This window comes from Bacillus paralicheniformis, assembly GCF_001042485.2.
In the GTDB taxonomy this organism is placed as follows: domain Bacteria; phylum Bacillota; class Bacilli; order Bacillales; family Bacillaceae; genus Bacillus; species Bacillus paralicheniformis.
Genome location: NZ_LBMN02000004.1, coordinates 114,457 through 127,491 on the forward strand (window position 1 = coordinate 114,457; position 13,035 = coordinate 127,491).

The window sequence follows — 13,035 nt, forward strand, 5'->3', positions numbered from 1 at the left end:
TTCTACAAGCTTTTTTTATACTTGCAGCCGGAAAATTTGGGATAAACATACCTATGTATTTTGCCTCTTTCTTCATTTGGTTGATTATGTTAATTTGATATTATTTCAAATTTGAAAGAGGAGTGATCGATTTGCAGGTAAAAGAAATATTTGTTATTCGCTTTATTTCCTGCTTAAGCGTTGTTTTGCTTCATGCGATATCGATGGTGCTCATGGTGCGGGCGGACATGCTTGGAGATACGGTTTTCCGGGTTGTTGAATCTTTCAGGACGCTTCTGATGTTCAGTACGCCTGCGTTTATTTTTATTTCCGAATTTTTGCTCGCGCATGCTTACCCTGGCGGCGTTCCGGAAGGGTTTTTAAAAAAGCGGTTTAAAACGATTTTCATCCCTTTTCTATTTATCGCTGTTTTGGATGCTTTTATGACCGCTGGTCTGATGATGCAGCAATTTCATGCATCGGTCATTTTAAAAAAACTGTTGGCGAATATTTTCCTGGGGAATTTCATCGGTTATTTCATCCTCGTCATTTTTCAATTTTACTTGTTGCACATGTGCTTCCATTCATTTTTGCAAAAGGCGTCGCCTAAATGGGTGCTTTCGATTTCTTTTGCGGTCACAGCGGCTTATTTGAGCTATTTCACGTTCATTCAACCTCCGGTTGTACAGGAAGAGGCGCCGTTTCCTTTTTCATGGGTGCCGTTTCCCGGCTGGCTCTTTTATTTTTGTTTGGCCTATTATTGCGGCAAAAATTACGAGCGCTTTTTGGCATTGCTGGAACGATACAGGCATGCGGTATATGCAGCGGCTGCTGTGACCGGATGTTTCATTGTAGCGGTTTCCTACTTCGGACAAGACATCGCAGTGACGTCAAAGCGTCCGGATATCCTGCTTTATTCAACAAGCATCATTTTCTTATGCTTTCACCTGTTTTCAAAACTGAAGTCGGTGCCGAAGCTGATCATGATGATCAGCAACTATTCTTTTTCTATTTATTTATTGCACGCTTTTATCCTGATTTTCGGGTTGGTCATTTTAACGAGCTTTGAAAGCATCGGTACGGTTTCGGCTGTTTTGCTCTTGTTTTCGATCTCTACAGGCGTTGCGGTTTTCATATCTTGGGCCGTCAATAAATTGAAGTATGGCTATATGTTTGTCGGAAAAATTTACGTGCCGAAAAAGAGGAGAATCGAGCAAAAAGTGAGCCATCATGCCGGTTAACGACTTAGATTGATAGAGCGAAAAGCCAGAACGGCAGGTTGCACCGCCGGAGCTTTTCGCTTTTTTATATTCTCGCAAAAATGTTCCGGTTTTGACACATCTTCTTTTAAATGGAAGGTGGCTTATTGCCTATAATCATATTATGATAACGATTATCATTTTCATAATGTGGAGGCCTCAACAATGGTTTTAGCTGAATTAAAACAAAAAGAGAGAGCAAGAATCATAGATTTTTCAGAAGTGAATGAACTTGTTCAGCGCAGGCTCATACAGCTCGGGATGAAAGAAGAAGCTGAAATTTGCGTGCAGCGGAAATTGCCGTTTGGCGGACCGTTCATGTTTGAGTCAGGCGGACAGTGCCTCGGCATACGGCTTGAAGAAGCAAAAAAGATCAGGATTGAAAAGCTATGAACAGCCGGCAGATTGCCCTTTTCGGAAATCCGAATACGGGGAAAACGTCATTGTTTAACGCGCTGACAGGCTCCTATGAGTATGTCGGCAACTGGAGTGGGGTGACCGTTGAGAAAAAGGTGGGACTGCTCCGCCATAAACAAGGAATGATGGTCGATCTCCCCGGCGTTTATACATTGAGCCCGCTGTCCCGCGATGAAGGGGTCGTCACTGACTTCCTGCTCAACGAATCATTTTCAGACATATTGAATATTGTCGATGCATCCCAATTAAAGCGGAATTTGCACTTAACTGTGCAGCTCCTCGAATTTGGTCATCCGCTCACAATCGGTTTAAATATGATCGATGTCGCAGGACAGCGAGGCGTCTTCATTGATCATCAAAAGTTGTCTGCAGCGCTAGATGTTCCGGTGATTCCTGTGATTGCCCGCAGCGGCAAAGGGTGTGATGAACTGAGCCGGCATTTGCTTCTTGAAAAAGAAAAGAGAACAAAGCCGCTCGTCATCAATTACGGAAGCACAGTAGAAGAAGCGATTGGCCGGATCGAGTCGATCATACCGGAACGTCCCGGCGTTTTAAAACGGTGGATGGCTCTTCAATATTTGGAAGGCAACTCGAAAATGAAAGAGCAGCTGGAAGACGCGGCCGACAGCGAACGGTTAAAGGAAATTTACGAGGAGACAGAAAAACGCCTTCTTCAGGAACAATCCGCAAAATCGCTGCATCAGCATATTTACAATGAGAGAGAACGATGGATTGACCGCATCATGTCATCCTCTGTTGAATATCAGTCAGACCGAAAACAGACGCTGACTGAACGCGTGGATCAGATCGTTACGCATCCGGTGCTTGGCATTCCGATTTTTTTGTTGTTCATGTATCTCATGTTCATGCTGACGTTTGACTGGCTTGGTGTTCCATTGTCTGATACACTGGACGGTTTCATCGGCGGACCGCTGACGGAATGGACGGCTTCGGCACTGTCGGCAATGGGAGCCAGCCCGTTTATCGAGGCGCTCATTCTCGATGGGATCATTGCCGGTGTCGGCGGTGTCCTCGTTTTCGTCCCGCAGATTTTTATTCTGTTTTTCTTCATTTCGGTGCTCGAAGATTCCGGGTATATGGCGCGTGTGGCCATGGTGATGGACCGTCTGATGGAGGCGATCGGTTTAAACGGTAAAGCCTTTATACCGCTGATCATCGGCTTCGGCTGCAATGTTCCGGGCGTCATGGCTGCACGAACTGTAGAGCAGCCTAAGGAAAGACTTTTGACGATTATGCTGACGCCATTTATGTCCTGTTCGGCAAGACTTCCGGTTTATGCTTTGTTTGCAGGGGCTTTTTTTGCGGCTCATCAGGCTTTCGTCGTCCTGACCTTGTATGTGCTGGGCATTGCTGCGGCGCTGGTGCTGGCGAAGTTTTTATCCTCATCCAAGCTCAAAGAAGAAAAGTCGTTTTTCGTGATTGAACTGCCGCCTTATCGTTTGCCTCAAGCGCGTACATTGTGGCGGGCAACATGGGAAAAGGGCAAAGGTTTCGTCCGCAAAGCCGGGACTTACATTTTTGGCGGTTCTGTCCTCATTTGGCTTTTATCGTATACAGGGCCCGGTGGAACGGGCGTTGAGATGGATGACAGCTTTTTAGCAATGATTGGCGGAGTGCTCGCACCGTTGTTGATGCCGCTGGGGTTCGGCACATGGCAGGCAGCGGCATCACTATTAACCGGTTTTCTGGCGAAGGAAGTTGTCGTTGCTTCGATGAGCATCATCTATTTCGTACCTGAAGCCCAGCTGCAAGGCATGATGGCTGAGCAATTTACACCGCTGGCCGCTTACGGATTTATGGCTTTCGTTCTTTTATACGTACCATGCCTCGCGACAGTCGCGGTGATTAAAAAAGAAACAAACTCGAAAAAGTGGATGTTCCTGTCCATTGTTTACGGACTGGCCATTGCGTATGCGATCGCGTTCTTGATTTATCAGGGCGGACGATTGCTGGGGTTATCATAGGAAGGATGTGAGGGCATGTTGTTTAATATCACGATCGGAGCGCTCATCTTCGGTTATGCGGCATGGACGCTTATTAAATTTGTCAGACGAAGCCGGAAAGGAAAATGCGCCGCCTGTGAATTAAATCGTACGTGTCAATCGGCTTGTGATGATGTGAAAAACAGCTGAGGTGCTCAGCTGTTTTTTTGTTTTTTAGACTTGCATTTCACTCATCAAAGCGAGGGTATTTCCTTCGGTATCTTTAAAGAAGGCCATCCAGGTTTCCGTTTGCTCGATTTTCGCCGCCACATGCGGCTCTATTGGAAAAGAAACGCCTTTTGTAGCGATTTCATTATATACTGCCGGCAAATCTTCAACTTGAAAATAGATGACGGAGCTTGCATGAGCAAATTCATCTTTTTCCGGGAGACTGAGAAGAAGCCGCAGCCCGCCGCACTCAAAGAAAGCCATACGATCTGTCTGAAATAAAAGGGACAAGCCTAATACATCCTGATAAAATGCCGCAGCCCGTTCCAGGTCTTGAACCGGTACCCCAATTTGTCCCACCTTTTTAATTCCCATCATGATCCCTCCCTTTTTTGTCATTATTTTCATTTTACGCAATTGATTCCAAAATATCTATTTTTCGCTGTGTTTTTTGTTTCACGTGAAACAGCGGGGGGCATGCGTGTTAAATCATTGTTTTCATGGATGTTTATTAACATGGTTTCTGTTGGTTTAAATGGAAATAGTAGAGAGGAGGCGAACGTAATGAGTGAAAATCAAAAGGCTGACCAGGAAAGAAAAGTTGGATATGAAGGGTTTGTGCTTCTTCTTTCACTCATCTTTATTTCCATCTTTATCACGACCTCATACGAGATACCGAGCAATCTGTTACTGATCATTCTTTTTTTCATTGGCAGCGGCTATTATTCTATTAGGCTTGTGAGCAAAGGTCTGTTGAGAAAAAAGAGGGGACTTGGCTTTAAAGCCGGGTTGTTTGCCTTTGTCGTTTGGATGGCATTATCTTTTCTGTTTCATGACATTTCTTATCCATTTACTTTGGAAGGGTTATCATTTCAAATATTGATGTTTTTTCTTTTCTACATTCCTTTCTTTTTTATCTTTCAATTTGCTTTTAAGATTTCAAACATTCAAGAAAGAAAACAATAAAAAAAGCTGGAAATTCCAGCTTTTTTACTTATTCTCTTTCTCACGCTTCACCAGCATTTCCGTAATCAAATCAACCTGTTTGCTGACAGAGATCGGATCGTACGGGTAGAACGTGTCAAAGTCGTTGATAAAGACACGATTGTTTTTGACGGCGTCAAGGTTTTTCCAAATGGAAGACTGCTTGAGTTTGTCCAGCGTCTTGCTGTCGCCGTTCGGGTTATAGTCTGTTACAAACATGTAGTCGGCAGCATATTCAGGTACGACTTCCAAGGATAGTTCTTTGATGTCGCCTTTTTTGAAGATGTCCTTTTGAATCTTTTCAGGCGCTTTTAAGCCGAGCGCGTTGTACACGGCTTGGCCTCCGCGGCCGCCGTTGTCATTGAACACCCAGAATTGTCCTTTTTCTGTGTTTTCATAAATACCGAAAGTAGCCTTTTTATCGACGACTTGAGCGATTTTTTTCCTTGCCGATTTCTGTTCGAAATCGGCAAGGAATTGTTCAGCTTCTTCTTTAGCTCCTGCAATGTCGCCAAACATCTTAACGGTTTCCTGAACATTTTTCGCCGTATTATAAGGAATCACAACGGTCGGTGCGATTTTGGACAGTTTGTCGTAATTTTCATCGTTCATGACAACAATTAAATCAGGCTTCAGTTTCATGACTTTTTCCACATTAATTGGGTCGCCTAAATCTGTCACATCTTTCATACGGTCCTTTAAAAACGGATTGGAGAAAGACCACGAGCCGGAGCCGACGACATTGGCGCCGACCGTGAACAGTTCACCGGCATAAAAGTCTGTCACGATGCGCTTTGGATGTGTTGGAATGTCTACTTTTCCACGCGTTGATTGATATGTTCTTGTCGTTTCTTCAGCCGCTTTTTCTTTGTTGCCGTTTGACGCATTGCCGCTTCCGCAGGCGCTGACCACGATACACAACAGCATAACTAAACCGATTATCAATAAGTTCTTTTTCACTTGACCCTCCTGTTGATATAAAGCATATGAAATTATCTAAGTGATAATGATTCGCATTATCAATGTAAATATAGCAAATGAATCCCTCTTTCGTCTATCACTTTTTTTGCTAAGTATGATTAGTGCTGTTTTGGTTAATTTGTTACTATAAACAGAAAAAGGATTGATGAAGTATGGCAGAAACGAACCCGGTGATCAAAAAACTGCAGTTCAAGGATAATGGACAGCCTGTACTGATCGTGAATCCGCCAGAGGCATACAGCGGCATCATGGCTGAATTTCAAGGCCATGTCGATCATCAGGCCGAAGCTGACCGGTACGATTTTGTTCAGGTATTCGCAGCGACCAACGCAAAGTTGCAGGCTTTAGCTAAAGAGGCTGAGCGTCATCTGGCGGAAGACGGACTGTTTTGGCTTTGCTACCCGAAAAAATCTTCGAAAGTCTACAAAGGATCGGACTGCAGCCGCGACACAGTAGCCGGACTGCTTGCGGACCAAGGCTATGAACCGGTTCGGCAAATTGCAATAGATGAAGATTGGTCTGCGCTCAGATTTCGCAAGGCGGAAAACATTAAAACGATGAAGCGCAAATTTGCCGTGACGGAAAAAGGTAAACAGCGTACAGATCAAGAATGATCATATATGTCTCTTTTCAGAGAGGCAGATGATTCAGCTTGTGAACGAAAGTACACAAAAAAGAAATAATATTATGTTCAATGTTTCACAAACTTTTTGTATAATGAATCTAATCTTTTAAAATACCATAGAAAAGAGGTATGCAGTATGAAGAAATGGGCATTTGTATCAGACTTTGATGGGACGATTTCCAAACAGGATTTTTACTGGATGGTCATTGATAAATATTTTCCGGAAGGCCGTGAATTGTTCAAGAAGTGGAAGGCCGGAGAATTAAAAGATATCGAGTTTTTGGGAACTGTTTTTGCTTCAATTCATCAAAGCGAGCAAAAAATCATTGATGACATTCATTCCATACCAATTGATGAATATGTGCCAGACTTCATTCAGCATGTCCAGAAAAACGGCGGCGATTTCTACATTTTAAGCGCCGGCACGAATTATTACATTCATTATATTTTAAAGAAATACGGGATTACAGACGTTGAGGTCTTTTCAAATAAAGGCTTTTTTAAAGAAGACAATGTTCATTTGGACATTGATGAGAATCATTGGCATTACTCTGAGCGCTATGGGATTGATAAATCAAAGGTCATTCAGAAGCTGAAAGAAGAGTACGAGACGATTTATTTTGCAGGTGACAGTGAACCGGATTCCCACCCGGCTAAATTTGCGGATGTAACATTTGCAAAGGATGCGCTCCAGGATTTGCTTCGTCAGCAGGGGGTGCCATTTGTAGCCGTTGAAACATTTGAAGACATTGAACAGTATCTTAAAGAAAAAGGGCGGATCGTCTAATGCCGCGCCAGGTTACCAGCATAGCCATTCCCGCGGTTTTGGACATTAGTGAAGGCGTGCTTGGCCGGTTGGATGAGATATTGAGAAAGCATCAGTTTGACAAGGCGATCATGTTTTTTGACGATTTTTCCTATCAGCAGTATGAGCACTCATTAAAAGCCGCCTTTCAACATGTCAAAGTAGAAGCTGTTTTGCTGCCGTCCAACCTGGACATACAGGAGCTTTTGAAGCAGGCATTTTCAATCGGGAATTACGATGTCATCATTGCCATGGGCGGCGGGTATGTTGTCGATTGCGGAAAATACATCGCTTTTTCCAAGCGGACCCCGTTCATCAGCATTCCGACGTCGGCATCCAATGACGGGTTTGCGAGCAGCAATTGCTCGCTTCAAGTCGAAGGAAAAAAAACAACCGTGCCGGCAAGGGTTCCGTATGGAATCATAGCTGATTTGAGTATCATTCAAAAAGCGCCGGAGCACTTTATTTTGGCGGGGATCGGCGATTTGATGTCCAATATTACGGCACTTTATGATTGGGAGTTTGAAGAGCGGCACGGGGTCAGCGATGTAAATGCGTTTGCGTCGATGCTCAGCAAGAAAGCGGTCAACAGCTTTGTCCGTACACCGATGCAGGATATTAAACAGCCGATCTTTTTAAAAGAGCTTGTCAGCTCTTTGACAATGGGAGGCATCGCCACGGAAATCAGCGGAAACAGCGCGCCGATCAGCGGTTCTGAGCACCTGATTTCCCATGCGTTGGACAAAATTGCGGAAAAACCGCAGATGCACGGCATTCAAGTCGGGGTAGCCACCTACATCATGGCTCATGTACAGGATCACCGGGCTGAGCGGATTGAAAAGGTGTTTACGAGAACAGGCTTTTTTCAATATGTGAAAACACTGAATCTGAACAAAGATGAGTTTCGCGAAGCGATCAATTTGTCGCACACTGTCAAGCCGAACCGCTATACGTACTTGCATGAAGCCGGCTATCGCGAAAAAGCGCTTCGCATCCTTGATGAAGATCCGATTCTGCAGGAAATATTTTAAGCAGGCCAAGCGGCTCGAAAAACGCCTTATTTGCTGTAAGGCGTTTTTTCCGTGGGCATCAGACGAAAATGACGGGGAAAAGCTGTGATACAATAAAGAAGGTATGGGTCATAAGTACGACGTTAGGGCTCGATTCTGATCAGGGAGAGTGTAAAATGTACAAACTAATCGCGATAGATATGGATGGAACATTGTTGAATGATCTTCATGAAGTAACAGAGGAAGTTCGGAATGCCCTGCATGCTGCAAAAAAGCAAGGCGTCAAAATCGTTCTCTGCACGGGCCGTCCTCTCGGCGGTGTAAGCCGCTATCTGGAAGAACTGAATCTAAATGAAGACGGCGATTATGTCATCGCCTATAACGGAGCGCTCGTTCAAAATACGCACACTCAAGAAGTCGTGTCAGAGCTGACACTGGGCTATGATGATGTGAAATCGTTATATGAGCTTAGCCAAAAGCTTGATACGCCGATGCATTTTTTTGATTCTGCTTATTTATATACGCCAAACCGGGAAATCAGCCCGTATACTGTTCACGAATCATACGTCACCAAAGTGCCGCTCCGGTTCCGGACGATCGAAGAAATCCCGAAAGACCTTCTCGCGCCAAAGGCGATGTACATTGATGAACCGGAAAAGCTGGATCGGACGATCGCAGCAATACCGGAAGACGTCAAGGAACGTTATACAATGGTGAAAAGCTCGCCGTTCTTTTATGAAATTCTTCACCCTGCGGCAAGTAAAGGAAATGCCGTTCAGCAGCTTGCCGACATATTAGGCATCGCGCAAGAAGAAGTGATCTGTATTGGAGACAACGGAAACGACATGTCGATGATCGAATGGGCTGGATGCGGAGTCGCCATGGGGAATGCGATCCCTGAGGTAAAAGCTTCGGCCGATTATGAAACGCGTACGAATAACGAAAACGGCGTTGCTCACGCCATTCATGAGCTTGTATTGTCCAAATGAAAAAGCCGGCCCTTCGAAAGGCCGGCTTTTACCTATTTGCGGCGCCATGCTTCAATCCGCCAAATATGAGTCACCCAGTCTTCATAAAAAGACGGTTCATGGGAAACGAGCAAAATCGTTCCCTTGTAGTCGCAGAGCGCTTGCTTTAACGCACGCTTTGCCGATGTGTCAAGATGGTTTGTCGGTTCATCAAGAACAAGCAGATTGCTGTTTGAAAGCATCAGTTCCGCCAGCCGGACCTTTGCCTGTTCACCGCCGCTTAGCGTAGCAAGGGGCTGGCTGATATGCTTTGGCGTCAAACCGGATATCGCGAGCGTCTGCCTGATGTCTTTTTCCGATAGATCAGGAAAGAACGCCCGCAATTTTTCAAGCGGTGTATGATGAGAAGCCGGACTTTCCTGTCTGAAATAGGCCGCCTGTAAATGCTGTCCTGCTGTGACGGTGCCGCTAAGAGGCTTGAGATCACCGAGCAGCGTTTTAATGAGCGTCGATTTTCCGGCGCCGTTTTCTCCGGTAATGGCGATTTTATCGCCCCGTTTTACGGTCAGAGAAAGAGGCTTAAATAATGGAACGGTGTAGCCCGCCTCAAGATTTTCCGTTTTGAGTACGGTCATCGCCGGATTTCGCCCCGTTTTAAATGAAAAGCTGGGGACATAAGAATCTGTCGGTTTTTCGATTCGCTTGATTTTGCTTAATGCTTTCTCCCTGCTTTTGGCCTGCTTCGCCTTTCGGACCCTGTTCCGGTCGATAAACCCCTCTAGCTTTTTAATTTCCCTGTGTTGTTTGGCGTATGCGGCTTCAGCCTGTGCCCTGCTTTGCACATATTCCTTCAGAAAATATTGATAGCTGCCGGAGTACCGTTTGATCGTTTGATGCTCCAGATGGAATGTCACCGTCGTGATCTCATTTAAGAAGTGTTCGTCATGTGAGATCACGAGAAAGGCGTGCTTATAGTTTTTCAAATACCCCGTCAGCCACTCAATATGGGCCGCATCCAAATAGTTGGTCGGCTCATCCAACAGGAGCACATCAGGTTTCGTTCCGATTTGGTAAAATCCTGAACTCTCCAGTTCGGATTGGAGCTCTCCGTATCTTTTCAAAATGGCCTCCAGATTGTCTTCGGCGTCGGCCATTTTTTCGGCAAGCCGATTCAGTTGCTTTTCGATTTCAAACAGCCGGTCGTACGCTTGCTCCATGTACTGAAGGATGGTTGTGCCTTTCGTCAGCTTGGCATGCTGTTCAAGAAAGCCGGCCCGAATGTTTGGCTGCCATTCAATGTTTCCGTGATCGGGCAGAAGGCTGCCTGTCAAAATCCGCAGCAATGTCGATTTTCCGGCTCCGTTTGCACCGACAAGGCCGGCGTGTTCGCCTTTCAGCAGGCGGAACCCGGCGTCTTGAAAGATAATACGGTCTCCATATATATGGGTCAGATTCGTGACATGAACAATACTCATGGTGATTCTCTCCTTCAGGCTTATTTTTTTTGAAAAAACAAGCCATCAAAAGAGAACAGCGTGAAGCCTCGCTATCCTGTCCGGCAAAAAAAACGGGTAAGGCAAACTACACCTTACCCGCTACATATTTAAAATACAGCAAGAAAGGATGTCAAATCATATCAAACTGTTCCCGAGATGGCTTGTCTAAAAAAGGGCAGACTTCTCCCGTCTTTAAGCCAATTCTCTTTTAAGAACAGTTGATAAGATTTTCATTCCTTTCCACCTCGTTTTGGTCAAATTTACCTTCACCACACATTATATGAAGCGGAGTGCCGGTTGTCAAACCGCTGCCATATGAATTGACATCGTGCAGGCAGTGTGTTATTTAATTTGTGAACAGAATCGAACGATATATGTATATCATATGAGCAAAAGAGGAGAGAGACAGATGGCTAAAAAAGAATTTAAAGCAGAATCCAAGAGATTGCTGGACATCATGATCAACTCGATTTATTCCCAAAAGGAAGTCTTTTTAAGGGAGCTGATATCCAATGCGAGCGATGCCATCGATAAAATCTACTACAAAGCGCTGACAGACGATTCACTGACGTTTAACAAAGATGATTACTACATAAAAATCTCCGCAGACAAAGAAAACAGAACGCTGACGATTGCGGACACCGGGATCGGCATGACGAAAGAAGAGCTTGAAGAACATCTTGGAACCATTGCCAAGAGCGGCTCGCTTGCGTTTAAACAAGAAAACGAATTAAAAGACGGGCACGATATTATCGGCCAGTTCGGCGTCGGTTTCTACGCCGCTTTTATGGTTGCGGACACCGTCACCGTCATGACAAAAGCCCATGGCAGCGATGAAGCGTATCAATGGGAATCAGCGGGGGCCGACGGCTATACGATCGAACCGGCTGCGAAAGAATCAGCGGGAACCGATGTCATTTTGAAGCTGAAAGAAAATACAGACGACGAAAACTATGATGAATACTTGGATGTTCATCGCTTAAAAGCGATCATCAAAACATATTCTGATTTCATCCGCTATCCGATCAAGATGGATGTCACCGTTAACAAGCCGAAAGAAGACGCTGAAAATGAATTTGAAGAAGTTCAGGAAGAACAGACAGTCAACAGCATGGTGCCGATTTGGCGAAAAAACAAAAGCGAACTGAAAGATGAAGAATACGAGGCGTTTTATACGGAAAAGCGTTACGGTTTTGACAAGCCGCTCGCTCACGTCCATACAAGCGTGGACGGCGCAGTGAGATATCATGCGATTTTATTCATCCCTGAAAATATTCCGTTCAACTACTACACGAAGGAATTTGAGAAGGGTCTTGAACTGTATTCGAACGGTGTGCTGATCATGGAAAAGTGTCCGGACCTGCTGCCTGACCACTTCAGCTTTGTCAAAGGAATGGTCGATTCAGAAGACTTATCGCTCAACATTTCGAGGGAGATGCTCCAGCATGACAGGCAGCTGAAGCTGATTGCCAAAAACATCAGCAAAAAAATCAAGAATGAGCTGAAAAGCTTGCTGAAAAATGACAGAGAAAAATACGAGTCTTTTTATCAATCGTTTGGCAGACAGCTTAAATTTGGGGTATACAATGATTTTGGAGCTCATAAAGATATGCTGAAAGACCTGCTGCTTTTCTATTCATCAAAAGAGAAAAAGCTGGTCACCCTTGATGAATATGTATCCAGAATGCCTGAAGATCAAAAATACATTTACTATGCGTCAGGCGACTCGTATGACCGAATTGAAAAGCTTCCTCAAACCGAGCTGGTTTCGGAAAAAGGGTATGAAATCCTTTATTTCACCGAGGACATCGATGAGTTCGCCATCAAAATGCTGGCGAATTATCAAGAAAAAGAATTCAAGTCGGTATCCAGCGGCGACCTCGGAATCGAAAACGATGATGAGCAAAATCAATCAGACGGGGACGACAGCCAATACAAAGACCTTTTTGAAGAGATGAAAAAGACCCTGGATGGAAAAGTGAAAAGCGTAAGGGCGTCAAAACGGCTGAAGACACACTCTGTATGCCTTGCCGCTGACGGAGAAGTCACCATCGAGATGGAAAAAATCTTAAACGCAATGCCTGACAACCAGCACGTAAAGGCTGATAAAGCATTGGAAATCAATACAAATCACGAAGTCTTCAAAACACTGCAGGATGCTTTTGAAAACGACAAAGATAAATTCAAGCTGTACACCGGCATCCTGTACAACCAGGCGCTGCTGATAGAAGGCTTGCCAATCGAAGACCCCGTTGAATTTACGAATGATATATGCAAAGTGATGGCATAAAAATAAAAAAGATACATCTCAGCTTTAGGCGAGATGTATCTTTTTTTGAT

The 13,035-nt window shown here is 44.7% G+C and carries 13 protein-coding genes; 10 read left to right on the forward strand and 3 right to left on the reverse strand.

The window, feature by feature from the left end:
• Positions 1 to 131: 131 nt before the first annotated feature.
• The 4 genes from ACH97_RS02940 (at position 132) to ACH97_RS02955 (ending at position 3,808) form a co-directional block, all read left to right on the forward strand.
• Positions 132 to 1,220 (forward strand): acyltransferase family protein, encoded by a 1,089-nt coding sequence (locus tag ACH97_RS02940; protein ID WP_020453563.1) that lies wholly within the window; start codon positions 132 to 134, stop codon positions 1,218 to 1,220.
• 183 nt (positions 1,221 to 1,403) lie between these two features.
• Entirely contained in the window at positions 1,404 to 1,631 is a 228-nt protein-coding gene (locus ACH97_RS02945) for a FeoA family protein (RefSeq protein WP_020453562.1), read from the forward strand.
• Positions 1,628 to 3,640 (forward strand): ferrous iron transport protein B, encoded by a 2,013-nt coding sequence (gene feoB / locus ACH97_RS02950; protein WP_020453561.1) that lies wholly within the window; start codon positions 1,628 to 1,630, stop codon positions 3,638 to 3,640. Before ACH97_RS02945 ends, feoB begins: the two co-directional genes overlap by 4 nt.
• A 15-nt stretch (positions 3,641 to 3,655) precedes the next feature.
• Complete coding sequence (locus ACH97_RS02955) at positions 3,656 to 3,808, forward strand: FeoB-associated Cys-rich membrane protein (RefSeq protein WP_026580385.1); 153 nt, start codon at positions 3,656 to 3,658, stop codon at positions 3,806 to 3,808.
• A 24-nt stretch (positions 3,809 to 3,832) separates the two neighbouring features.
• On the opposite strand, the gene ACH97_RS02960 is transcribed toward ACH97_RS02955, so the two are convergent.
• The gene (locus ACH97_RS02960; protein ID WP_023856866.1) at positions 3,833 to 4,201 is read right to left on the reverse strand and encodes a VOC family protein; all 369 of its coding nucleotides are present in this window, start codon (positions 4,199 to 4,201) and stop codon (positions 3,833 to 3,835) included.
• Positions 4,202 to 4,390: 189 nt separating this feature from the next.
• Here ACH97_RS02960 and ACH97_RS02965 point away from each other — a divergent pair, with 189 nt between their 5' ends.
• On the forward strand, positions 4,391 to 4,792 hold the full coding sequence (locus ACH97_RS02965; protein WP_020453559.1) for a hypothetical protein: 402 nt from the start codon (positions 4,391 to 4,393) through the stop codon (positions 4,790 to 4,792).
• Positions 4,793 to 4,816: 24 nt separating this feature from the next.
• Here the strand turns inward: ACH97_RS02965 and ACH97_RS02970 are convergent, their stop codons facing one another.
• The gene (locus ACH97_RS02970) at positions 4,817 to 5,770 is read right to left on the reverse strand and encodes an iron-hydroxamate ABC transporter substrate-binding protein (protein WP_048350185.1); all 954 of its coding nucleotides are present in this window, start codon (positions 5,768 to 5,770) and stop codon (positions 4,817 to 4,819) included.
• 173 nt (positions 5,771 to 5,943) lie between these two features.
• Between ACH97_RS02970 and ACH97_RS02975 the strand changes: the two genes are divergently transcribed.
• The 4 genes from ACH97_RS02975 to yidA all read left to right on the forward strand — a co-directional run bounded on the left by ACH97_RS02975 (position 5,944) and on the right by yidA (position 9,220).
• Positions 5,944 to 6,405, forward strand: coding sequence for a hypothetical protein (locus ACH97_RS02975; protein WP_020453557.1), 462 nt, complete (start codon positions 5,944 to 5,946; stop codon positions 6,403 to 6,405).
• Positions 6,406 to 6,552: 147 nt separating this feature from the next.
• The gene (locus ACH97_RS02980; RefSeq protein ID WP_020453556.1) at positions 6,553 to 7,203 is read left to right on the forward strand and encodes an MtnX-like HAD-IB family phosphatase; all 651 of its coding nucleotides are present in this window, start codon (positions 6,553 to 6,555) and stop codon (positions 7,201 to 7,203) included.
• Positions 7,203 to 8,252: an iron-containing alcohol dehydrogenase family protein gene (locus ACH97_RS02985; RefSeq protein ID WP_020453555.1), complete on the forward strand. Its 1,050-nt coding sequence runs from the start codon at positions 7,203 to 7,205 to the stop codon at positions 8,250 to 8,252. Before ACH97_RS02980 ends, ACH97_RS02985 begins: the two co-directional genes overlap by 1 nt.
• A gap of 155 nt (positions 8,253 to 8,407) precedes the next feature.
• Positions 8,408 to 9,220 (forward strand): sugar-phosphatase, encoded by an 813-nt coding sequence (yidA, locus tag ACH97_RS02990; RefSeq protein ID WP_020453554.1) that lies wholly within the window; start codon positions 8,408 to 8,410, stop codon positions 9,218 to 9,220.
• Between the two features lie 32 nt (positions 9,221 to 9,252).
• Here the strand turns inward: yidA and ACH97_RS02995 are convergent, their stop codons facing one another.
• Positions 9,253 to 10,674: an ABC-F family ATP-binding cassette domain-containing protein gene (locus ACH97_RS02995; protein ID WP_048350186.1), complete on the reverse strand. Its 1,422-nt coding sequence runs from the start codon at positions 10,672 to 10,674 to the stop codon at positions 9,253 to 9,255.
• 430 nt (positions 10,675 to 11,104) lie between these two features.
• On the opposite strand from ACH97_RS02995, the gene htpG reads away from it, so the two are divergent.
• On the forward strand, positions 11,105 to 12,985 hold the full coding sequence (gene htpG / locus ACH97_RS03000; protein ID WP_020453552.1) for a molecular chaperone HtpG: 1,881 nt from the start codon (positions 11,105 to 11,107) through the stop codon (positions 12,983 to 12,985).
• The last annotated feature ends 50 nt before the right edge of the window (positions 12,986 to 13,035 follow it).

Bases quoted from the DNA above. Each gene is read 5' to 3' on its own strand.
- ACH97_RS02945 (WP_020453562.1), top strand. From the start codon at position 1,404: ATGGTTTTAGCTGAATTAAAACAAAAAGAGAGAGCAAGAATCATAGAT.
- feoB (WP_020453561.1), top strand. From the start codon at position 1,628: ATGAACAGCCGGCAGATTGCCCTTTTCGGAAATCCGAATACGGGGAAA.
- ACH97_RS02955 (WP_026580385.1), top strand. From the start codon at position 3,656: ATGTTGTTTAATATCACGATCGGAGCGCTCATCTTCGGTTATGCGGCA.
- ACH97_RS02960 (WP_023856866.1), bottom strand. From the start codon at position 4,201: ATGGGAATTAAAAAGGTGGGACAAATTGGGGTACCGGTTCAAGACCTG.
- ACH97_RS02965 (WP_020453559.1), top strand. From the start codon at position 4,391: ATGAGTGAAAATCAAAAGGCTGACCAGGAAAGAAAAGTTGGATATGAA.
- ACH97_RS02975 (WP_020453557.1), top strand. From the start codon at position 5,944: ATGGCAGAAACGAACCCGGTGATCAAAAAACTGCAGTTCAAGGATAAT.
- ACH97_RS02980 (WP_020453556.1), top strand. From the start codon at position 6,553: ATGAAGAAATGGGCATTTGTATCAGACTTTGATGGGACGATTTCCAAA.
- ACH97_RS02985 (WP_020453555.1), top strand. From the start codon at position 7,203: ATGCCGCGCCAGGTTACCAGCATAGCCATTCCCGCGGTTTTGGACATT.
- yidA (WP_020453554.1), top strand. From the start codon at position 8,408: ATGTACAAACTAATCGCGATAGATATGGATGGAACATTGTTGAATGAT.
- ACH97_RS02995 (WP_048350186.1), bottom strand. From the start codon at position 10,674: ATGAGTATTGTTCATGTCACGAATCTGACCCATATATATGGAGACCGT.
- htpG (WP_020453552.1), top strand. From the start codon at position 11,105: ATGGCTAAAAAAGAATTTAAAGCAGAATCCAAGAGATTGCTGGACATC.